The organism is Bordetella sp. (assembly GCF_057362025.1).
In genome coordinates, this window is sequence record NZ_JBMQQZ010000080.1 from 13,658 (window position 1) to 34,039 (window position 20,382).

At 66.7% G+C, this 20,382-nt stretch carries 18 protein-coding genes and 1 riboswitch; of the genes, 12 read left to right on the top strand and 6 right to left on the bottom strand.

The features are described from left to right. Positions 1-35 precede the first annotated feature (35 nt). The gene (locus ACO1P8_RS16475; RefSeq protein ID WP_486296963.1) at positions 36-266 is read right to left on the bottom strand and encodes a LuxR C-terminal-related transcriptional regulator; all 231 of its coding nucleotides are present in this window, start codon (positions 264-266) and stop codon (positions 36-38) included. A gap of 159 nt (positions 267-425) precedes the next feature. Further along, a riboswitch (SAM riboswitch) is annotated at positions 426-504 on the top strand. An 82-nt stretch (positions 505-586) separates the two neighbouring features. Between ACO1P8_RS16475 and metX the strand changes: the two genes are divergently transcribed. The 6 genes from metX to ACO1P8_RS16505 all read left to right on the top strand — a co-directional run bounded on the left by metX (position 587) and on the right by ACO1P8_RS16505 (position 7,775). Continuing rightward, positions 587-1,828 (top strand): homoserine O-succinyltransferase MetX, encoded by a 1,242-nt coding sequence (metX, locus tag ACO1P8_RS16480; protein ID WP_486297080.1) that lies wholly within the window; start codon positions 587-589, stop codon positions 1,826-1,828. Then, a complete protein-coding gene (metW, locus tag ACO1P8_RS16485) occupies positions 1,825-2,430 on the top strand; it encodes a methionine biosynthesis protein MetW (RefSeq protein WP_486296964.1) in 606 nt (201 codons plus the stop codon). The genes metX and metW overlap by 4 nt, the downstream gene beginning before the upstream one ends. 37 nt (positions 2,431-2,467) lie before the next feature. Next, complete coding sequence (locus tag ACO1P8_RS16490) at positions 2,468-3,706, top strand: muropeptide transporter (RefSeq protein ID WP_486297081.1); 1,239 nt, start codon at positions 2,468-2,470, stop codon at positions 3,704-3,706. A gap of 48 nt (positions 3,707-3,754) precedes the next feature. Then, on the top strand, positions 3,755-4,636 hold the full coding sequence (locus ACO1P8_RS16495; protein WP_486296965.1) for a universal stress protein: 882 nt from the start codon (positions 3,755-3,757) through the stop codon (positions 4,634-4,636). A gap of 78 nt (positions 4,637-4,714) precedes the next feature. Continuing rightward, positions 4,715-5,566, top strand: a complete 852-nt coding sequence (locus ACO1P8_RS16500; protein WP_486296966.1) for a universal stress protein — start codon at positions 4,715-4,717, stop codon at positions 5,564-5,566. Positions 5,567-5,702: 136 nt separating this feature from the next. After that, positions 5,703-7,775 (top strand): putative bifunctional diguanylate cyclase/phosphodiesterase, encoded by a 2,073-nt coding sequence (locus ACO1P8_RS16505; RefSeq protein WP_486297082.1) that lies wholly within the window; start codon positions 5,703-5,705, stop codon positions 7,773-7,775. Between the two features lie 13 nt (positions 7,776-7,788). Here the strand turns inward: ACO1P8_RS16505 and ACO1P8_RS16510 are convergent, their stop codons facing one another. Continuing rightward, positions 7,789-8,571 carry an exodeoxyribonuclease III gene (locus ACO1P8_RS16510; protein WP_486296967.1) on the bottom strand — a complete coding sequence of 261 codons (783 nt, stop codon included), beginning with the start codon at positions 8,569-8,571 and terminating at the stop codon, positions 7,789-7,791. Positions 8,572-8,819: 248 nt separating this feature from the next. Here ACO1P8_RS16510 and pyrE point away from each other — a divergent pair, with 248 nt between their 5' ends. Then, positions 8,820-9,500 carry an orotate phosphoribosyltransferase gene (gene pyrE, locus ACO1P8_RS16515; RefSeq protein WP_486296968.1) on the top strand — a complete coding sequence of 227 codons (681 nt, stop codon included), beginning with the start codon at positions 8,820-8,822 and terminating at the stop codon, positions 9,498-9,500. Positions 9,501-9,514: 14 nt separating this feature from the next. Here pyrE and gatB read toward each other — a convergent pair whose 3' ends face one another. The 3 genes from gatB to gatC form a co-directional block, all read right to left on the bottom strand. Next, the gene (gene gatB / locus ACO1P8_RS16520) at positions 9,515-10,969 is read right to left on the bottom strand and encodes an Asp-tRNA(Asn)/Glu-tRNA(Gln) amidotransferase subunit GatB (RefSeq protein WP_486296969.1); all 1,455 of its coding nucleotides are present in this window, start codon (positions 10,967-10,969) and stop codon (positions 9,515-9,517) included. A gap of 316 nt (positions 10,970-11,285) precedes the next feature. Beyond that, a complete protein-coding gene (gatA, locus tag ACO1P8_RS16525) occupies positions 11,286-12,812 on the bottom strand; it encodes an Asp-tRNA(Asn)/Glu-tRNA(Gln) amidotransferase subunit GatA (RefSeq protein ID WP_486296970.1) in 1,527 nt (508 codons plus the stop codon). 2 nt (positions 12,813-12,814) lie between these two features. After that, entirely contained in the window at positions 12,815-13,123 is a 309-nt protein-coding gene (gene gatC, locus ACO1P8_RS16530; protein ID WP_486296971.1) for an Asp-tRNA(Asn)/Glu-tRNA(Gln) amidotransferase subunit GatC, read from the bottom strand. Between the two features lie 218 nt (positions 13,124-13,341). Here gatC and ACO1P8_RS16535 point away from each other — a divergent pair, with 218 nt between their 5' ends. From ACO1P8_RS16535 to rodA, 5 genes are all read left to right on the top strand, one after another. After that, positions 13,342-14,385, top strand: a complete 1,044-nt coding sequence (locus ACO1P8_RS16535; RefSeq protein ID WP_486296972.1) for a rod shape-determining protein — start codon at positions 13,342-13,344, stop codon at positions 14,383-14,385. A gap of 81 nt (positions 14,386-14,466) precedes the next feature. After that, the gene (gene mreC / locus ACO1P8_RS16540) at positions 14,467-15,366 is read left to right on the top strand and encodes a rod shape-determining protein MreC (protein WP_486296973.1); all 900 of its coding nucleotides are present in this window, start codon (positions 14,467-14,469) and stop codon (positions 15,364-15,366) included. Positions 15,367-15,439: 73 nt separating this feature from the next. Continuing rightward, the gene (gene mreD / locus ACO1P8_RS16545; RefSeq protein WP_486297083.1) at positions 15,440-15,907 is read left to right on the top strand and encodes a rod shape-determining protein MreD; all 468 of its coding nucleotides are present in this window, start codon (positions 15,440-15,442) and stop codon (positions 15,905-15,907) included. 12 nt (positions 15,908-15,919) lie between these two features. After that, positions 15,920-18,028 carry a penicillin-binding protein 2 gene (gene mrdA / locus ACO1P8_RS16550; protein ID WP_486296974.1) on the top strand — a complete coding sequence of 703 codons (2,109 nt, stop codon included), beginning with the start codon at positions 15,920-15,922 and terminating at the stop codon, positions 18,026-18,028. Next, positions 18,025-19,161 carry a rod shape-determining protein RodA gene (gene rodA, locus ACO1P8_RS16555; protein ID WP_486296975.1) on the top strand — a complete coding sequence of 379 codons (1,137 nt, stop codon included), beginning with the start codon at positions 18,025-18,027 and terminating at the stop codon, positions 19,159-19,161. Before mrdA ends, rodA begins: the two co-directional genes overlap by 4 nt. On the opposite strand, the gene mutY is transcribed toward rodA, so the two are convergent. Continuing rightward, complete coding sequence (gene mutY / locus ACO1P8_RS16560) at positions 19,158-20,249, bottom strand: A/G-specific adenine glycosylase (protein WP_486296976.1); 1,092 nt, start codon at positions 20,247-20,249, stop codon at positions 19,158-19,160. The genes rodA and mutY overlap by 4 nt on opposite strands. Between the last annotated feature and the right edge of the window lie 133 nt (positions 20,250-20,382).

Genomic DNA, 20,382 nt, shown 5'->3' on the forward strand with positions numbered 1-20,382 from the left:
GTGCCTGCCGCGCGGGCGGTTCCGCGGTGCAGGCTTCAGCCGCTGCCGCCGCCGATGCGGCACGCGGCCAGCAGGCCGCAGGTCAGGGCCGTGGCGACCGCCGCACGGCGGTTGCGCGCGCAGAGTTTTCTGCAGGCGTTCTGCAAATGAAAGTTCACGGTCCGCTCGCTGACGCCCAGAATCATGGCGGTTTCCCGGCTGGTCTTGCCGGCGGCGGCCCACTGCAGGCAGGCGGCCTCGCGTTCTGACAACTTCATTTCTGGCATCGGGGATCGCTGCCGTCGCGGCGAGGGGTGAAGCGTGGGAAGGCGGCGATCTTGCAATAGCGGGGCGGGCACTGCCCAGGGATGACACGAAGGGGAATTGCGGCCGCGATTCCGCGGGCCAGCCGACCGGCATCCGCGCCGGTGCTAGAATCTGCCATTCATTCGGTTGGCGCCGATTTGCCTGATCCGCTTGCGGGCGCCTGATAAATCCAGCTAAAGAGGTCTGCATGACTGCAACCATCGAGCAATCCCCCGGCGTGGCCGTTTCCCCGGAATCCGCCGACACGCAATCCAGTTCTTCGCCATCCCCGGTCGCGGGCATGGCAGATGGCACGCCCGCGGCCGGCACTGCCGGTGGCGCCGCGGCCGCCCCTCCCGAAGGCGCCGCGCGTTCCGTCGGTGTGGTGGCGCCGGTCTTCCTGAAGTTCACCGAACCCCTGCAATTGGCCAGCGGCCAGTCGCTGCCGTCCTACGAGCTGGCGGTGGAAACGTATGGCACCCTGAATGCCCAGCGCAGCAACGCGGTGCTGGTGTGCCACGCGCTGAACGCTTCGCACCATGTCGCCGGTATCTCCGCCGACGACCCCGCGGACATCGGCTGGTGGGACAACATGGTCGGCCCGGGCAAGCCGGTGGATACCGAGCGCTTTTTCGTGATCGGCATCAATAACCTGGGGTCGTGCTTCGGTTCCACGGGGCCCGCCAGCATCAACCCGGAAACCGGCAAGCCCTGGGGCGCCGCGTTCCCCGTCCTGACCGTCGAAGACTGGGTGCACGCGCAGGCCAGGGTGGCGGACCACTTCGGCATCGAACGCTTCGCCGCCGTCATGGGGGGATCGCTGGGGGGGATGCAGGCGCTGGGCTGGGCCACCGCCTGTCCCGAACGCGTCGCGCATTGCGTGGTGATCGCCAGCACGCCGCGCCTGTCGGCCCAGAATATCGGCTTCAACGAAGTGGCGCGGCGCGCCATCATTACCGACCCGGATTTCCACGGCGGCGATTACTATGCGCACGGGACCGTACCGCATCGAGGCCTGGCGGTGGCGCGCATGATCGGGCACATCACGTATCTGTCCCAGGACGACATGGCCGAAAAGTTCGGCCGCACGCAGCGCGCGCCGGGCGCCAACGGCGAATACCGCTATGGTTATGACGTCGAATTCGAAGTGGAGTCCTACCTGCGCTACCAGGGCGAGAAGTTCTCGCGCTATTTCGACGCCAATACCTATCTGCTGATCACGCGGGCGCTGGATTACTTCGATCCCGCCCGCACGCACGGTGGCGATCTGGCGCGCGCGCTGGCGGCCGCGCGGGCCGGTTTCCTGCTGGTGTCGTTCAGCACGGACTGGCGCTTCCCACCCGAACGCTCGCGCGAGATGGTGCGGGCGCTGCTGAAGAACGGCCGGCCTGTCACCTATGCCGAGATCGACGCGCCGCACGGCCACGATGCCTTTCTGTTGGACGATTCCCGCTATCACGCGGTCGTGCGGGCGTATTACGACCGCATCGCGCATGAATTGGGGCTGCCGCCTCGCGCCATCGAGCACAGGGGAGCGGAATGAGCGCGTCTGCGACGACGACCGAATTGCGCGCCGACCTGGCGCGCATCGCCAGCTGGATCACCCCCGGCTCGCGGGTACTGGACCTGGGCTGCGGCGACGGCGAACTGCTGGCCTGGCTGCGCGACGAGCGACAGGTCCGTGGCGCTGGCGTTGAAATAGATGACAACTATGTGATCGCCTGCGTGCGCAGGGGGGTGGACGTCATCCAGCAAAACCTCGAAGATGGCCTGGCCCTGTTCGACGAAAAGCAGTTCGATACGGTGGTGCTGTCGCAGACGCTTCAGTCCATGCATCGCAGCGAACACATCCTGCGCGAGATGGCGCGCGTCGCGCGCTACGGCGTCGTATCCTTCCCCAACTTCGGCTATTGGCCGCACGGCTGGTCCATCCTGCGCGGGCGCATGCCGGTGACGGGGCAAATGCCGTACGAGTGGTACAACACGCCCAACATACACCTGTGCACGCTGCGGGATTTCGAGGACCTGGCCGCCAAGCTGGGGCTGCGCATCCTGCAGCGGGCAACTTTCAACGACGACCGCGAGGTGCGGCTGCTGCCGGGCTGGCGCAGTACCCTGGCGGTCTATCGCTTCACCGCCGGCTAAGCGCGCGCGTTCGCGCTACCCGTCACGGAGATCACGTATTTCATACGCTGCCCACATTTATGCCAGCCGACGTGTCGCGCCCATGCTGGCGCTCGGTTTTTCCAGCGGCCTGCCGCTGGCGCTGACCGGCGGTACCTTGCAGGCCTGGGCCACCGTGGCGGGCGTCTCGCTGCAGGACATCGGATTCCTCACCCTGGTGGGCACGGCCTATACCCTGAAGTTCCTATGGGCGCCGTTGGTGGACCGCTATGCCGTTCCCGTGCTGGGGCGGCGGCGCGGCTGGATGCTGGCGACCCAGCTGGCGCTGGCGGCGGGTATTGCCGGCATGGGGCTGCTGTCGCCGGACAGCGCCCTGTTGCCGCTGGCGATGCTGGCGGTGGCCGTGGCGTTCTTCTCGGCAACGCAGGACATCGCCTTCGACGCCTACAGCACGGACGTGCTGCGCAAGCAGGAGCGCGGCGCGGGCGCGGCGATCAAGGTGCTGGGCTATCGCATCGCCATGCTGGTGTCCGGCGGCCTCGCCTTGATCCTGGCCGACGGCTGGCTGGGTTGGGGCAATACCTACGTGCTGATGGGCGGCCTGATGGCGGTGGGTATGCTGGCGACGTTGTGGGCGCCGGAGCCCGATCACCCCGCGGCGGCGCCGCCCAGCCTGATGGAAGCCGTGGCCGACCCGCTGCGGGAATTCTTCTCGCGGCGCGGCGCGCTGGGGCTGCTTACCCTGATCGTGCTGTACAAGCTTGGCGACGCTTTCGCGGGCGCCCTGTCGACCACTTTCCTGCTGCGCGGCGGCGGCTTCACGCCCACCGAAGTCGGAACGGTCAACAAGGTACTGGGCCTGGTCGCCACGATCGTCGGTGCGCTGGCGGGCGGTTCCATCATGGCCCGCATCGGCCTGTATCGTTCGCTGATGCTGTTCGGCGTGCTGCAGGCGGTTTCCAACCTGGGCTACTGGCTCGTGGCGCTCAAGCCCGGCAGCCTGCCCTTGATGGTCGGCGCGGTCGGCATGGAAAACCTGTGCGGCGGGCTGGGCACGGCGGCGTTCGTGGCCCTGGTCATGGCCCTGTGCCGCCAGGAATTCTCGGCAACCCAATATGCGCTGCTGTCCGCCGTCGCGGCGGTGGGGCGCACCTACCTGGCCGGCCCGCTCACGCCGGTGCTGGTGGAAAGGATGGGCTGGGCGTGGTTTTTCCTGGTGACGGTGCTGATCGCGTTGCCGGGGCTCGTCCTGCTTTACCTGCGGCGCCAGGAAATACAGGCGCTGGACCAGGCGTAAAACCGTCGCGGCGGGTGATAATGGTTTCACGGCACTCCGGAGACCATCATGTCGACGTTCCCGCATACGCAGGCCGCTGCCCCCATTCTTCTTGCCACCGATCTCAGCGCACAGGGCGACCGCGCGCTGGACCGCGCCGTGGTGCTGGCCCGGCAGCTGAAAGCGCGGCTCATTGCCCTGCATGTGCTGGAGCCCGGCATGTCCGCCGCCGCGGGCGGCGCACCATCGTGGCATCGCCTGAGCGAGGATCACCGCGAATGGGCGCGCTACCGGCTGAACCTGGATCTGGCCGGCGCCGGTATCGATAGCGAAATCCGCGTCGAAAGCGGCGATCCGGCGGAACAAATCCTGCTGCTGGCGCAAGCATCGGGTTGCGGGTTGGTGGTGACCGGTGTCGGGCGTAACGAGTCGCTGGGCAAATTGCTGTTGGGGTCCACCGTCCGCAAGCTGGTGCGGCATCTGGCCCTGCCGGTTCTGGTGGTCAAGAATCGCCCGCACGGTCCGTATCCGAACGGCGTCGTGGCGACGGATTTCTCGCCGGAATCCGGCCAGGCGCTGCGGATTGCCGCGCAATGGATGACGGACACGCCTTTGACCCTGTTCCATGCCTGCGACACCGCGCTGGGGATGCCCGGCGATGCCGCGCGGGCACCCGAATCGCTGCAGCGCGACCTGGACCACGAAATGTACCGGTTCCTGGAAGGCGTCAGGGGGCTGCCGTCAGGTGTCCCGGCGGATAGGGTCGTGCAGTATGGCGAACCGGAAACGCTATTGTCCGAGTATGTCTTCCGGACGCGTTGCGATCTGGTCGTCGCCGGGGCGCAGCGCATGAAGGGCATCATGGGGGCGATGGTGGGCAGCGTCGCCGAACGGTTGCTGGAGTCGCTGCCCAGCGATGTCATGCTGGTGCGCGGGCAAGCCGTGCCGTAGCCGCGCGGCCCGGGAAGGGCCGCCGCGGCGATAACGAGAATGAACCACGGGGGCGGGGAATCATTCGGGGAGACCATCATGCAAAGCTTTTCGGGGCCCATTCTCCTTGCCACGGACCTCAGCGCGCGCGGCGACCGCGCCCTGGATCGCGCGCTGTTGCTGGCCCGTCAACTCGGTACGTCGGTGATCGCGCTGCACGTCATCGATTCGCAGGTGCGCGCATTGCCCACGCCTCAGCGGCCGGCGGCCGAAAGGGAATCCCAGGCGCGCCGCGCGCTGCTGCGCGATCTGGAAGACGTCGATGCGGGCGTGGAAATCATGGTTCGGTGCGGCGATCCGGTCCGTCTTCTGCGGCAGGTCGCCGAAGAGCGGCGCTGCGGCCTGATCGTCGCGGGCGTCGCCCGCGACGAAACGCTGGGCCGCATCCTGCTGGGCACGACAGTGGAGAAGCTGGTGCGCATATCGTCCACGCCGATCCTGGTTGTCAAGCGCCGGGCCCGGCATCCTTATCGCAACGCCCTGGTCGCCTGCGATTTTTCCGAGGGGGCGCGTGTCGCGCTGCGCGCGGCCCTGGCCCTGGTGCCGGTGGAGGAGCTGACGCTGTTCCATGCCTTCGATCTGCCCGGCAATCGGAATGACGCGCTTACGGCCAAGGGGTTCCAGCGCACCGCCCAGGAGGCTGCCGATCAGTTCCTGGAGAACACGCCGGAAATGCACGGGAGCGAAAAACCGCGGATAGAAGTGGCTGCGGGACTGGCCGAGCGTGTGCTGATCGCCTACGCGGACCAGTCCGACTGCGATCTCCTCGTCACGGGGACGCATGGCACCACCGGTTTACTGCGTACGGCCATTGGCAGCGTGGCGGAAGCATTGATCGAGAAGGCGCCGTGCGACGTATTGGTGGTCCGGCAGCCCGATGGACGTTCGTAACGCACTGAGATTACAACAATATGTAAATGCGGCTTAATTTGCCAGCGAACGCTGCCGATATTCCGTGAAGGGCGTTTCCCGCATGAAAGGGCGGGCGTGGCCGGATGCCACAGCCCGCGTCTTCAAGGAATCGGATATGTACGGGGCGAGCTATAACAGCGCGCTGGTGTTGTGCTCGCTGGCCGTGGCGGTCCTGGCCTCGTATGCAGCGCTCGATATGGCTGGCCGCATCGCCACCGCACGGGGACATGCCGCGCGGTGGTGGCTGGGTGGCGGCGCCGTCGCGAGCGGGCTGGGGATCTGGGCCATGCATTTCGTGGGCATGCTGGCCTTCAGCCTTCCCATTCCCCTGGGCTACGACGTCGGCCTGACCGTGCTTTCCCTGCTCATCGCCATCGTTTCGGCCGCGTTCGCGCTGTGGCTGGTCTGCCAGCCTACCTTGCCCTGGTCGCGCCTGGGGACCGGCGCCTTGCTGATGGGGGCCGGCGTGGCCGGCATGCACTATACCGGCATGGCGGCACTGCGCATGATGCCCGGTATCGACTACGAGCCGGGGCTGTTCACGCTGTCCGTGCTGATCGCCGTCGGCGCTTCCGGCTGCGCCATGTGGATCGCCTTCCGGTTGCGGCGGGCGGTGCGCCGTGCACGGCCCCTGCGCGCCGCCGCCGCGCTGGTCATGGGCGCTGCCATCGTCGGCATGCATTACACGGGCATGGCCGCCGCCCGGTTTCCGCTGGGCAGCGTGTGCGGCGCGGCGGGCAGCGGCGTGGACAGCAACTGGCTGGCCATCGTCATTATCGTCGCCACGCTGGCGGTGATCGCCATCGCGCTGATTACCTCCGTGCTCGACCAGCGCATGGAGGCGCGCACCTCCATCCTGGCGTCGTCGCTGGCCGAGGCCAACGAGGAACTGACATACCTGGCGCTGCACGACAACCTGACCAAGCTGCCCAACCGGCTGCTGCTGGAAGACCGCCTGCAGCAGGCGATCCATACGTCAGCCCGCGAACGCACCTGCTTCGCCGTGATGTTCATGGACCTGGACGGCTTCAAGGCGGTGAACGACGCCTATGGCCATCACATCGGCGACCGTTTGCTGGTCGAAGTGGCGGCGCGCATCCGTGCCAGCATGCGCGCGCAGGACACCATCGCCCGCCTGGGCGGCGATGAGTTCGTATTGGTGGCGCAGGTCGAGGATCCGGCGGATGCCTCTACCATCGCGTCCAAGCTGGTCAGGATCATCGAGGATGAATTCGAGGTCGATGGCCACCAATTGCATGTATCGGTCAGCGTCGGCATCGCCGTCTACCCCGGCAACGGGATCGACCACCACGAACTGCTGGCCAATGCCGATGCCGCGATGTACTACGCCAAATCGTCCGGGCGCAATACATATTGCTATTTCGAGGCATCGATGAACCAGGACGTGCAGGCGCAGGTCGAGCTGCTGCGCGATTTGCGCCACGCCCTGGTGCGCGACGAACTCATACTGCAATACCAGCCCAAATTCCATGCGGCGTCCAGCGCCGTGGTCGGCGCCGAGGCGCTGGTGCGCTGGAACCATCCGGTGCGCGGCATCGTGCAGCCGGCGGTGTTCATCCCCCTGGCGGAAAAAACCGGGCTCATCATCCAGATCGGAGAATGGGTACTGGACGAGGCGTGCCGCCAGATGAAGGCCTGGTACGAAACGGGCCGGACCGAATGGTCCATGGCCGTGAACCTGTCGCTGCAGCAGTTCAATCACGCCGGACTGGTACAGGCGGTGCGCAGCACGCTGGCGCGGCACGGGCTGCCGGCGCGCAGCCTGACGCTGGAAATCACCGAGTCCACGGCAATGCGCGATGTGGAGGCCACGCTGGCCACGCTGGGCCAGCTGCACGAGATGGGCGTGAAGATATCGATAGACGATTTCGGCACCGGCTATTCCAGCCTGATGTACCTGAAGCGGCTGCCGGCGACAGAATTGAAGATCGACCGCGGCTTCGTGCGCGAGCTGGAGCGCGATCCGGAGGATGCCGCCATCGTTTCGGCCATCGTCGCGCTGGGGCAGACGCTCAATCTGCAGATCGTCGCCGAAGGCGTCGAGACTCGGGAGCAGCAGGAATTCCTGACCCGGTTGGGCTGCGATTCGTTGCAGGGTTTCCTGCTGGGCCACCCCATGTCCGCGGAGCGCTTCATGCAGGCCGCCGGGGACCTGCGGGCGGCCTAGCCGGGCGAGGGGGCTACAGCGACGTGTCGTAGTCGATCGTCAGCGGGGCGTGATCGCTGAAGCGTTCGTCCTTGTAGATGGAGGCGGCCCTCGCCGCGGCGGCGATTTCGGGCGTGGCGATCTGGTAGTCGATGCGCCACCCGACGTTCTTGGCCCAGGCCTGGCCGCGGTTGCTCCACCAGGTATAGGCCTCGCCGGTGGCTTCCGGATGCAGGCGCCGGTAGACGTCCATCCAGCCCAGGTCGGCGAATACCTTGGTCAGCCAGGCGCGTTCTTCCGGCAGGAAGCCGCTGTTCTTCTTGTTGCCCTTCCAGTTCTTCAGGTCGATCTCGTTGTGCGCGATGTTCCAGTCGCCGCACAGCACGACCTGCCGTCCGCATTTCACCAGCGTGGCCAGGTGGGTGTAGAAGTGTTCCATGAAGGCGAACTTGGCGGTCTGGCGGTGCTCGCCGCTGGATCCGGACGGCAGGTAGACCGAAATGATCGAGTGCCGGTCGTAGACCAGCTCCAGGTAGCGGCCTTCGCTGTCTATCTCGGGCACGCCCAGGCCCTCGATGACCTGTAGCGGCTGGGTGCGGGCGTAGATGCCGACGCCGCTATAGCCTTTCTTTTCGGCGTAGTGGAAATAGCCGTACAGGCCCGGCGGGTTGAGCATTTCCAGGGTCATGTCGGCGGCCTGGGCCTTCAGTTCCTGCAAGCAGATGAAGTCGGCGTCCTGCTTGGCGACCCAGGGGAAAAAGCCTTTGTTGGCGGCCGAGCGGATGCCGTTCAGATTGGCGGAGATAATGCGCAGCATGGCGGGGACAGGTAGGGAGACGGCCGCTAGCGTACCTGAAATTGAGCCCACCCCCGAAGCGCTGCGCGCTTCCCCCTCAAGGGGGCGACGCCAGAGGACCGGCAAAGCCGGATCCGCGGCGTCCCGGGTCGGGGCGATCTGTTTCGTGCGACGAGGCTGCGGGCGGCACGGGCGGGTTCGGCCTGCGTCGCGGGATGGAGCAGGCATAATTCCGGTTTCTGTCGAATTCCCTCGTCTCCGGTGACCGTATGACCGCTTCCGCCGCCCCGTCCGTCCAGTTCGTCCGTTTCGCCCTCGACCAGGGCGTGCTGCGCTTCGGCAGCTTCAAGGTCAAATCGGGGCGCATCAGTCCGTATTTCTTCAATGCCGGATTGTTCAGCGACGGCGCCTGCATGAACCGCCTGGGGGCCTTCTATGCCGGGGCCCTGCTGGAGTCGGGGCTGTCCTTCGACATGCTGTTCGGTCCCGCCTACAAGGGCATCCCGCTGGCCACCGCGACAGCCATGGCGCTGGCCGCCGACCCGCGCGCGGGCGGGCGAACCATCCCCTTCGCCTACAACCGCAAGGAAGCGAAAGACCATGGCGAAGGCGGCACGCTGGTCGGCGCGCCGCTGAAGGGCAAGGTCGTGATCATCGACGATGTGATCACCGCCGGTACCTCGGTGCGCGAATCCGTGGATATCATCCGCGCCGCGGGCGCCGAGCCCGCGGCCGTCCTGATCGCGCTGGACCGCATGGAGCGTGCCGGCCCGGACGACGCGCTGTCCGCGCATTCCGCCGTGCAGGACGTGGCGCGCACCTACGGCATCCCTGTCGTCAGCATTGCCACGCTGGCGGACATCCTGAAGCTGATGGAGCACGCCCCGGAGTTCGCCGAGCACCGCCAGGCCGTGCTGGCCTACCGCCAGAAGTACGGCGTGGCCGCCTGACCGCGGCGGCGCGCCTACCCCAGCTTCTGCTTCAACAGGTCGTTGACCTGCTGCGGGTTCGCCTTGCCCTTGGCGGCCTTCATGATCTGGCCGACCAGGGAATTGAAGGCCTTCTGCTTGCCTGCGCGGTATTCCTCCACCACGGCCGGATTGGCGGCCAGCACGTCGTCGATCATGGCGCCGATGGCACCCGTGTCGCTGATCTGCTTCAGGCCGCGCGCTTCGATGATGGCATCGGGCTGGCCGCCCTGTTCTCCCGCCCACATTCCGGCGAAGACGTCGCGGGCGATCTTGTTCGAGATCGTACCGTCCAGGATGCGGCCGATCAGGGCCGCCAGCGCCGGTGCCGCCACGGGCGACGCCGCCACGTCGATTTCGGAGCGATTCAGGGAGGCGGCCAGCTCGCCCATGATCCAGTTGGCCGCCTGCTTGGCCTGGCCCGCCGGCAGGGCCCGTGCGACCGCTTCGAAGTAGTCCGCCATGTCGCGGCTGGTGGTCAGCTGGGCCGCATCGTAGGCGGACAGGCCGTGCTCGCTTTCGAAGCGCGCGCGTTTGTCGGCCGGAAGTTCCGGCATGGTGGCGCGGACCTCGTCCACCCATGCTTGCGAGATCACCAGGGGGGGCAGGTCCGGATCGGGGAAGTAGCGGTAATCGTGCGCGTCTTCCTTGCTGCGCATGCTGCGGGTTTCGTCGCGGTCCGAATCGTACAGGCGGGTTTCCTGCACCACCGTGCCGCCGTCCTCGATCAGCTCGATCTGGCGCCGCGCTTCGTACACGATGGCGCGTTCCAGGAAGCGGAAGGAGTTAACGTTCTTGATCTCGGTGCGGGTGCCGAATTCCTTCTGGCCCATCGGACGCACCGAGACGTTGGCGTCGCAGCGGAACGAGCCTTCCTGCATGTTGCCGTCGCAGATGCCCAGCCATACGACCAGGCTGTGCAGCGCGCGCGCGTAGGCGACCGCCTCGGCGGCGGAGCGCATTTCCGGTTCGCTGACGATTTCCAGCAGGGGGGTGCCGGCGCGGTTCAGGTCGATGCCGCTGGCCGGCGCGCCGTTGGCCAGGTGGAACTCATCGTGCAGGGATTTGCCGGCGTCTTCTTCCAGGTGGGCCCGCGTCAGCTGTACCGTTTTGGCGGTTTCGCCGACGAAAAACGAGATGGCGCCGCCGACCACGACCGGGATCTCGTACTGGCTGATCTGGTAGCCCTTGGGCAGGTCGGGGTAAAAGTAGTTCTTGCGCGCGAAAATGGAGCGCGGCGAAATGCTTCCGCCGACCGCCAGCCCGAAGCGGATGGCCCGTTCGGCGGCGGCCCGGTTCATCACGGGCAGGCTGCCGGGCAGCGCCAGGTCGACCAGGTTGGCCTGCATGTTGGGCGCGGCGCCGAAGCGCGTGCTGCTGCCCGAAAAAATTTTCGAGTCGGTGGAAAGCTGGGTGTGCGTTTCCAGGCCGATGACGATTTCCCAGTTCATGTCAGTAATCCATTGCTCTTTGCGCCATCCGCGACGCATGAAATGGGTATACCCCGTTCGGGGACACCCCGAATCCGGCTTCGCCGGTCTGCCAGCGGCTTTGCCGGCGCGCCAGCCCTTCGGGGGCAGGCTCCATTACAGCAGTCCTTCACAATAAAAGGTGTAGCCGATCCGGGACGCAGCGGATCCGGCTTTGCCGGTCCGCCAGCGTCGCCCCCTCGAGGGGGAAGCGCGTAGCGCTTCGGGGGTGGGTCTTCCCTCCGGTCCGCTGGCGTCGCCCCCTTGAGGGGGAAGCGCGCAGCGCTTCGGGGGTGGGCTATTCCGGCGCACGCTGGTGCCAGTCGGTCACGTGTTGGTAGCGGTCGGCGATCGCCAGCAGGCGTCCTTCGTCGAAGTAATTGCCGATGATCTGCAGGCCGACGGGGCGGCGGGCATGGGCGCCGCCACCGAAGCCGCAGGGCACCGACATGGCGGGCAGGCCCGCCAGGCTGACGCCCAGCGTGTAAACGTCGGCCAGCCAGTCGGCGGTGGGGTCGTCGCGGTTTTCGCCGATATCCTTGGCAACCGTCGGCGCCACGGGCCCCATGATGACGTCGCATTGCGCGAGGGCGCTCTGGAAATCCTGAGCGATCAGCCGGCGCAGGCGCTGCGCCTGCAGGTAGTAGGCATCGTAATAGCCATGCGACAGCACATAGGTGCCGATCAGGATGCGCCGCCGCACTTCGTCGCCGAAGCCTTCGGCGCGGGAGCGGCTGATCATTTCCGTCAGGTCGCCGTAGTGCGCGGCGCGATGGCCGTAGCGCACGCCGTCGTAGCGCGCCAGGTTGCTGGATGCCTCGGCCGGCGCGATCACGTAGTAGGCCGGGATGGCCAGTTCGGTGCGCGGCAGCGAGATATCGACGCGGCGGGCGCCCAGGGCCTCGAACTGCGCCAGGGCGGCCTCGACCGCCGCGCGCACTTCATCGGACAGCCCCGTGCCGAAGTATTCGGCCGGCACCCCGATGCGCAGCCCGGCCAGCGGTCGGCCGCCGGCGGCATCGTAGGCGGCCTGGGCGGCATCGAAGTCGCGCCGTACGCGACCCGGTTCGTTGGCGTCCTTGCCGCAGCGTTCGACGCTGGTGGCGTCGCGCGGATCGAAGCCCGCCATGGCGTCCAGCAGGGCGAGGGCGTCGCGGCTGCTGGCCGCCAGGGGGCCGGCCTGGTCCAGGCTGGAACCGAACGCGACGATGCCGAAGCGCGATACCGTGCCATAGGTGGGCTTGATGCCGGTCACGCCGCACAGCGCGGCGGGCTGCCGCACGGAGCCGCCGGTATCGGTGCCGGTGGCCGCCGCCACCAGGCGCGCCGCCACGGCGGCGGCCGAGCCGCCCGACGAGCCGCCGGGCACCGCCGCGGTATCCCAGGGGTTGCGCACGGGGCCGAAGGCGGAGTTCTCGTTGCCCGAGCCCATGGCGAATTCATCGCAATTGAGCTTGCCGATGGACACCGCGCCCGCCTGGCGCAGGCGTTCGACCACCGTGGCGTCGAAGGGGCTGAGGTAGCCGTCCAGCATCCGGCTGCCGGCGGTGGTGCGCCAGCCGCGGGTGACGAAGGCGTCCTTGTGGGCGATCGGGACGCCGGTCAGCGGCCCGGCGGTGCCGGCCGCCAGGGCGGCGTCGGCCTCGCGGGCCTGTTCCAGGGTCAGGTCGGCGTCGATGTGCAGGAAGGCGTTCAGGGCCGACGCCGATTGCGCGGCGTCCAGGGCGCTGGAGGCCAGGTCGACGGCGCTGACCTCGCGCCGGTCCAGCGCCTGCCGCAGGGCGGCGATATCGGCGAATTGGGTATGCAGTGCGGGTTTGCTCATGACTACTCCAGCACCTTGGGGACCAGGAACAGGCCGTCCTGGGCTTCCGGGGCATTGCGCATCAGCGCCGCCCGTTCGCTTTCCGAGCCGGTTTCCGTCACGCGGTCTTCGCGCAGGCGCAGCGCCACGTCTTCGAGCGCGGACAGGGGGTGCGCCATGGGTTCGACGCCTTCGGTGTCTTCCTGCTGCAGGCGCTCGATAATATGGAGCATGCCGTTGAGCTCCTGCAGCGCATGCGCGCGCCGTTCGGGAGTGAGCTCGATTCTGGCCAGCCGGGCGATGCGGGCCACGTCTTCGTCGTTTAGCGCCATGGGGGAGGTGTAAAAAATGTGGAGCCGCCGAAGCAGCCGTTACATGACAGGCCAGCAGTAGTAACAAAGCCTGGAATAGCCGGGAATTGCGGTCTATTTCCCCTGAAATTATAAGTTATCATTCACGGTTTAATCGCTGCACCCGCAGGCGCGCCGTTCTGGCTGGCGTCCGGTCGCAGTCATGTCCCAAATTCCTTGATCTAGCTGAGCCTATATCCATGTTCGGATTCCTGCGTAGTTATTTTTCCAGCGATATGGCGATCGACCTCGGCACGGCCAATACGCTGATCTACGTTCGCGGCAAAGGCATCGTGCTGGATGAGCCATCCGTAGTCGCGATCCGCCACGAAGGCGGACCGAACGGCAAGAAAATCATCCAGGCCGTCGGCCACGAGGCCAAGCAGATGCTGGGTCGGGTGCCCGGCAATATCGAAGCCATCCGCCCCATGAAGGACGGCGTGATCGCCGACTTCACCGTTACCGAGCAGATGCTCAAGCAGTTCATCCGCATGGTGCACCCCCGCAATATGCTGGCGCCCAGCCCGCGCATCATCGTGTGCGTGCCCTGCGGTTCCACCCAGGTCGAACGCCGCGCCATCCGCGAATCGGCGTTGGGCGCGGGTGCCTCCCACGTCTACCTGATCGAGGAACCCATGGCCGCGGCCATCGGCGCCGGCCTGGCGGTTTCCGACGCCAGCGGCTCCATGGTCGTGGACATCGGGGGCGGCACGACGGAAGTCGCGGTCATTTCGCTGGGCGGCATGGTGTACAAGGGGTCGGTGCGCGTCGGTGGGGACAAGTTCGACGAAGCCATCGTCAACTACATCCGCCACAATTACGGCATGCTGATCGGCGAACCGACTGCCGAATTGATCAAGAAGCAGATCGGTTCGGCTTTCCCCGGATCGGAAGTCCGTGAAATCGAAGTCAAGGGCCGCAACCTGGCCGAAGGGGTGCCGCGCAGCTTTACGGTGTCGTCCAACGAGATCCTCGAATCGCTGACCGATCCGCTGAACCAGATCGTGTCGGCCGTGAAGATCGCGCTGGAGCAAACGCCGCCGGAACTGGGCGCCGACATCACCGACAAGGGCATCGCGCTGACCGGGGGCGGGGCGTTGCTGCGCGATCTGGACCGCCTGCTGCAGGAAGAAACCGGCCTGCCGGTGGTGGTGGCGGACGATCCGCTGACGTGCGTGGTTCGAGGCTGCGGCGAAGCGCTCGAACACCTGGAAAAGCTTGGCGCCATTTTCATCAACGATTGATCCATGCGCCTGGCCGCGGCCGCTTCGCCCGAAGCGGCTACGGTGGGCGGCCGGCACCGGGCCATAAGCCCGTGAGTATCCATGCCCCAACTTAACGCCACCACACCGCGGCTGTTCCGACACGGCCTGCCGGCCGAAGCCAGGCTGGCCATCCTGGTCGTTCTGGCGCTGGCGCTATTGGTGAGCGATTCGCAGTGGCGCGTGCTCGAACCCGTGCGACGGGTCGTGTCGGTCGCCCTGTATCCCTTCCAGCGCGCCGTCCTGCTGCCGCGCGACGTGGTCCAGCAGATCAACGAGTGGTACAACGCCGCCAACCTGGTTCGTTCCGAAAACGAAGCCCTGCAGCGCCAGCGTATCGAGCTGGCGCAGGTCGCCACCCATGCCGCCCAGATGGCCGCGGAAAACGCCCAGTTGCGCCGGCTGCTGGGTGTGACCGATACCTTGTCGCAGCAGGCGGTGGTGGTCGAGGTCCTCTACGAACCGCCCAACGCCTTCAATCAGCGGCTGGTGTTCAACAAGGGCAGCCGCCAGGGGCTGGCTCCCGGCATGCCGGTCATCGACGAAGGCGGCGTGGTGGGCCAGATCGTGCGGGTGACGCCCATGACCGCCGAAGCGGCGCTGGTCACCGATGAACAGGTGTCCATCCCGGTGCAGATCCTGCGAAACGGCCTCCGACTGATCGCTTTCGGCAGCAACCAGCCCGGCAAGATGGAAGTTCGCTATCTCGCGGTCAATGCCGACATCAAAGAGGGCGATACTATTATCACCAGCGGTGTCGGCGGCTTGTTCCCGGCGGGATTGCCGGTGGCCAGGGTGACGAAGGTCGAACGCGATACCGCGTCCGGCTTCGCCCGCGCTCTGGTCGAGCCGCTGGCCCATCCGGAACGGTACCGGCACTTCCTCGTTCTGCAAGTCGACGTCAAGCGCGCCGAAGTCAACCGCAAGGAGGCCGACTCCATTGAGTCCGATAAACCGGAGTGAATCCCAGGGCGCGGTCCTGCGCCCGCGCCGGACGGTCGAACCCGAACGCGTCGCACGCCCCGCGCATCCCGTCATGGTGTGGGGGTCGGTGTTCGTCGTCTGGCTGATCTCGCTGCTGCCATGGCGGCTGTGGGAACAATCGCCCGATATCCTGATCCTGGTGATCGCGTTCTGGTGCGTGCACGAACCGCGGCGCATCGGCATGGTGACCGCTTTCGCCTTCGGCCTGCTGATGGACGTGCACGATGCCGGGGTGCTGGGGGGCAATGCCCTTTCCTATACCGTGGTCGCCTACGGCGCCGTCATCCTGCATCGCCGCCTGCAGCGCTTCGACCTGTGGAGCCAGGCGATGCACATGCTACCCATCTTCTTCGTGGCGCGGCTGCTGACGGTACTGATCAAGGCGTGGATCGCCGGGAGATGGCCGGGCTGGGACTGGGCCATCGGTACGGCGCTCACCGCCGCGCTGTGGCCCGTTGTGGGTTGGCTCCTGCATCTGCCGACGCGTGGCGCCGACGATGCCGAATCGCCCTCGGTCTGATCCTTTCCAGACATGTTTGAATTCAAGAAAACCGGCGCGCAGCAGAAACAGCGCTTCCGACTGCGCGCCTGGGTGGGCGGTATCGCGGCGCTGCTGTGCTTCAGCCTGCTCATCGGCCGCTTCTGGATGCTGCAGGTGGACCGCTACGAGGGCTTGTCCGAGCGCGCGGACCGCAATCGGATCGCCGTGGTGCCTATCCCGCCGCGGCGCGGCGAAATCCTGGACCGCAATGGCGTCGTGCTGGCGCGTAACTACCGCACGTACACCCTGGACATCGTGCCGGCGCAGGTGGGCAATATCGATGCGCTATTCAAGGCGCTGACCCCTGTGGTCTACGTGAGTCCTTCGGATCAGCGCAGGCTGAAGCGGCGCATCGCGGAGAACAGCCGCTACGCGACGCTGACGCTGCGCGACAACCTGAACGATACCGAGGCTGCCTGGTTCGCCGCTCATGCTTTCCAGTTTCCCGGCGTGGAGCTGCGCGCCCGCTGGGTGCGCGAATATCCGGAGGGCAAAGCGGCGGCGCACGTGGTGGGGTATATCGGCCGTATCTCCGACGGCGATATCGAGCAACTGGAAGCCAACGGACAGCTGGGCAACTACCGCGGCACCGATGTCATCGGCAAGAAGGGCATCGAGAAAAGCTGGGAAACCCAACTGCACGGCCGTACCGGACTCGAAGAAGTCGAAGTGACCGCGGGCGGGCGACCCGTGCGGACCCTGCGCCGCATCGACCCGGTACCAGGTTCGGACATCGAGCTGTCCATCGACCTGCGGCTGCAGAAAGTCGCCGAGGAAGCCTTCGGCGACCAGCGTGGCGCCCTGGTCGCGCTGGATCCGGACACCGGCGAAGTGCTGGCCTTCGTCTCGCAACCGTCGTTCGACCCGAATCTGTTCGTCGACGGCATCGACGTGGACAGCTGGCGCATGCTGAACGAATCGCCGGACCATCCCCTGATCAACCGGCCCATCTACGGCACCTATCCGATCGGATCGACGTACAAGCCTTTCGTTGCCATGGCGGCCCTGGAGCTGGGCAAGCGCCGCGCGACCGATCGTATCTCGGACCCCGGCTATTTCGAGTTCGGCGGGCAGAAATTCCGCAACGCGGCGGGCGCGGTGTTCGGGCCCACCGATATGCACAAGGCCCTGGTGGTGTCCTCGGATACCTACTTCTTTTCGCTGGGGCCGGAGATCGGCGTGGATGCCCTGCACGATTTCACCAAGCAGTTCGGTTTCGGGCAGATCACCGGCATCGACCTGGACGGCGAAAAGCGCGGCGTGCTCCCCTCGACCGCCTGGAAACGCGCGGCCTACAAGGACAAGGACAAACAGCGCTGGTACGCCGGCGAATCGGTGTCGGTCGCGGTAGGGCAGGGCTACAACGCCTTTACCATCATGCAACTGGCGCAGGCCACCTCCACGCTGGCCGACAACGGCCTGTATCGCAGGCCTCATCTGGTGCATGCGGTGGAAGACCCGCGCACCGGCAAGCTCACGGATACGCCTACCGCGCCCACCTACCAGATACCGCTGCACCAGGCGAACCTGGACGTGGTCAAGGGGGCCATGGCGGATGTGGTCCGTGTGGGGACGGCGCGGCAGCCGTTTCGCGGCGCCGCGTACCAGGCCGCCGGCAAGACCGGCACGGCGCAGGTCTACAGCCTGCGTGGCGCGCGCTACCACGCCAGCGCCGTCGACGAACGCCTGCGCGACCATGCCTTGTTCATGGGTTTCGCGCCGGTGGACCATCCGCGCATCGCTGTCGCGCTGATCGTGGAAAACGCCGGCTGGGGCGCCAGCGCCGCCGCGCCGATCGCCCGCAAGGTGTTCGATGCCTGGCTCGTCCAGGAACATCCGGATACGCCACCCAGGCAGCCGGACGTGGCGGCGGGCAAACCGGGCCAGCAGACAGACGTCGCGGCGGGCAAACCCGGCCCGCGGCCGGCCGTCGCCGCGGTCAGGCCGGCTGCGCCATCCTCCCCCACCAGGCTCGCGGACAACAGGCCCGATCGCCCGCCGCGCCGGCCCGATGCCGCGCTCAATCAGTCCGACATGCCGCCACGCCAGCCCGCCGTCGTCGTCAATACGGATGCCGCCATGACGGGAACCGCGCGATGAAACGCCTGGCATTGATCCTGCTGCGTGTGGTCACGGCCTTCGATTGGCCCATGCTCTTCATCCTGGTCCTGCTGACTGCCCTGGGGCTGACCGTCATGCATTCGGCGGTTGGCAGCACCGATTGGCGTTTCGCCGACCAGTCGCGCAATTTCGTCATCGCTTTCTTCGCCATGTGGGTGGTGGCGCTGATCCCGCCCAAGCTCTTGATGAAGTGCGCGCCGCCGGCCTACGTGCTGGGCGTGGCGCTGCTGGTGGCCGTGGAGCTGTTCGGCGAAACGAGCAAGGGCGCCACCCGCTGGCTGAACCTGGGCGTCACGCGCATCCAGCCGTCGGAAATGATGAAGATCGCGCTGCCCTTGATGCTGGCCTGGTATTTCCAGCGGCATGAAGGGCAGGTCCGCATCAGGGACTTCCTGTTCGCCGGTCTGCTGCTGGGCGTGCCTTTCCTGCTTATCGTGCGCCAGCCCGACCTGGGCACGGCGCTGTTGGTGTTCGGTGCCGGCTTCTGCGTCATCTACTTCGCGGGGTTGTCCTTCAAGCTGCTGGTGCCGGTGGTTGTGGCGGGCGTTATCGGCGTGGGCGCCCTGGTCAGCTACGAAAACCAGCTATGCCAGCCGGATGTGGACTGGGTCGTCCTGCACGATTACCAGAAGCATCGCGTATGCACCTTGCTGGATCCCAGTTCGGATCCGCTGGGCAAGGGTTTCCATACCATCCAGTCGATGATCGCGGTGGGGTCGGGCGGCCTGTACGGCAAGGGCTACATGAAAGGCACCCAGACGCACCTGGACTTCATCCCCGAGCGCACCACCGACTTCATCTTCGCGGTTTACGCGGAGGAATTCGGCCTGTATGGCGGCGTGCTTATCCTGGTGCTTTATGGATTGCTGATCGCCCGCGGCCTGACCATCGCCACGCGGGCCACCACGCAGTTCGCCCGCCTGCTAAGCGGATCGCTGACGATGATGTTCTTCATCTATGTGTTCGTGAACATCGGGATGGTGACTGGCATCCTGCCCGTGGTGGGCGTGCCCTTGCCGTTCATGAGCTATGGCGGGACCGCCTTGCTGACCGTGGGGGTGGCCTGCGGGATGCTGATGAGCGTGAACCGGCATCGATCGACCAAGACCTAGGGGCCGGTCGCGGCGGCGGGCGCCAGCAGCGCTTCCGGCAAGCCGGCCGCGAACAGGCCGTCCACGAGCTTGCGCACCGGCGCGGGCAGGGCGATGCGGGCGCACGCGTCCGCATCCACCCATTGCCACGGCCGCTCATGTTCGATGCGCGCCTGCGCCACGGCAACGTACCAGGAGCGCACGTGCAGGCGAAAGTGCGTGAACGTATGCGAGAACGCCGCCAGCTCGAACACCGTGTCCGGCGAGGCGCCCAGGGCGGTGCAAGCTGCCCTCGCGTCCAGGCCGGCGTCGAATTCCGGCAGGCTCCACAAGCCCCCCCAGATGCCCGGCGAGGGACGCCGTTCCAGCAGTATCCGGCCATCATGTCCCAGCACCAGCATGCCCGTGCGCCGCTCCGGCGCTACCTTGCGCGCCTTGGGCGTGGGAAGTTCCGCCTGGCGGCCGTCGCGCCGCGCGATACAGGTTTCGCGCACGGGGCAGCGGTCGCACAGCGGCTTGCCGCGCGTGCATATCGTGGCGCCCAGGTCCATCAGGCCCTGGGTATAGGCCGCCATGTCGATGCCGTGCCCGGCACCGTCGGCCAGTTGCGCGTCGGCCAGGGCCCAGAGGCGGATTTCGGTTTCGCGCCGCGCCGGGTCCCCGGCGATGCCGAAATGGCGCGCAAACACGCGCTTGACGTTGCCATCCATGATGGGCGATCGCTCGCCATAGGCAAAGGCCGCGATGGCGGCGGCGGTGGAGCGGCCTATGCCCGGCAGCGCGGCGATGGACGAGGCCTCCGGCGGGAATGACCCGCCCCAATGCTGCACGATGTCCTGCGCGCAGCGATGCAGGTTGCGCGCGCGCGCGTAGTAGCCCAGGCCGGCCCAATAGGGCATGACGGCTTCCTGGTCGGCGGCGGCCAGGGCCGCCAGGTCCGGGAAGCGTTCCAGAAAGCGCTCGTAGTACGGGATGACTGTGCTCACCTGGGTCTGCTGCAGCATGATTTCAGACAGCCAGATGCGGTAGGGATCCCGGGTGTTCTGCCATGGCAGGTCGTGGCGCCCGTGGCGCTGCTGCCAGGTGGCGATTCGGGTTGCGAAGTCCATGGCGCGATTATGGCATCCTCGGGAACACCGATTGCGCGGCCGCATGCCCAGGAGTAAAACACCCGTACAGGCAGGATGGAAAAGCCTGGTTGACTGTTTATGCCGGCCGGTAGGCCTTCACAAGAGGCGATCC

Bases quoted from the DNA above. Each gene is read 5' to 3' on its own strand.
- ACO1P8_RS16495 (WP_486296965.1), top strand. From the start codon at position 3,755: ATGTCGACGTTCCCGCATACGCAGGCCGCTGCCCCCATTCTTCTTGCC.
- metW (WP_486296964.1), top strand. From the start codon at position 1,825: ATGAGCGCGTCTGCGACGACGACCGAATTGCGCGCCGACCTGGCGCGC.
- ACO1P8_RS16500 (WP_486296966.1), top strand. From the start codon at position 4,715: ATGCAAAGCTTTTCGGGGCCCATTCTCCTTGCCACGGACCTCAGCGCG.
- ACO1P8_RS16510 (WP_486296967.1), bottom strand. From the start codon at position 8,571: ATGCTGCGCATTATCTCCGCCAATCTGAACGGCATCCGCTCGGCCGCC.
- gatB (WP_486296969.1), bottom strand. From the start codon at position 10,969: ATGAACTGGGAAATCGTCATCGGCCTGGAAACGCACACCCAGCTTTCC.
- ACO1P8_RS16475 (WP_486296963.1), bottom strand. From the start codon at position 266: ATGCCAGAAATGAAGTTGTCAGAACGCGAGGCCGCCTGCCTGCAGTGG.
- gatC (WP_486296971.1), bottom strand. From the start codon at position 13,123: ATGGCGCTAAACGACGAAGACGTGGCCCGCATCGCCCGGCTGGCCAGA.
- metX (WP_486297080.1), top strand. From the start codon at position 587: ATGGCAGATGGCACGCCCGCGGCCGGCACTGCCGGTGGCGCCGCGGCC.
- ACO1P8_RS16535 (WP_486296972.1), top strand. From the start codon at position 13,342: ATGTTCGGATTCCTGCGTAGTTATTTTTCCAGCGATATGGCGATCGAC.
- gatA (WP_486296970.1), bottom strand. From the start codon at position 12,812: ATGAGCAAACCCGCACTGCATACCCAATTCGCCGATATCGCCGCCCTG.
- mreD (WP_486297083.1), top strand. From the start codon at position 15,440: ATGGTGTGGGGGTCGGTGTTCGTCGTCTGGCTGATCTCGCTGCTGCCA.
- mreC (WP_486296973.1), top strand. From the start codon at position 14,467: ATGCCCCAACTTAACGCCACCACACCGCGGCTGTTCCGACACGGCCTG.
- pyrE (WP_486296968.1), top strand. From the start codon at position 8,820: ATGACCGCTTCCGCCGCCCCGTCCGTCCAGTTCGTCCGTTTCGCCCTC.
- mutY (WP_486296976.1), bottom strand. From the start codon at position 20,249: ATGGACTTCGCAACCCGAATCGCCACCTGGCAGCAGCGCCACGGGCGC.
- ACO1P8_RS16505 (WP_486297082.1), top strand. From the start codon at position 5,703: ATGTACGGGGCGAGCTATAACAGCGCGCTGGTGTTGTGCTCGCTGGCC.
- rodA (WP_486296975.1), top strand. From the start codon at position 18,025: ATGAAACGCCTGGCATTGATCCTGCTGCGTGTGGTCACGGCCTTCGAT.
- mrdA (WP_486296974.1), top strand. From the start codon at position 15,920: ATGTTTGAATTCAAGAAAACCGGCGCGCAGCAGAAACAGCGCTTCCGA.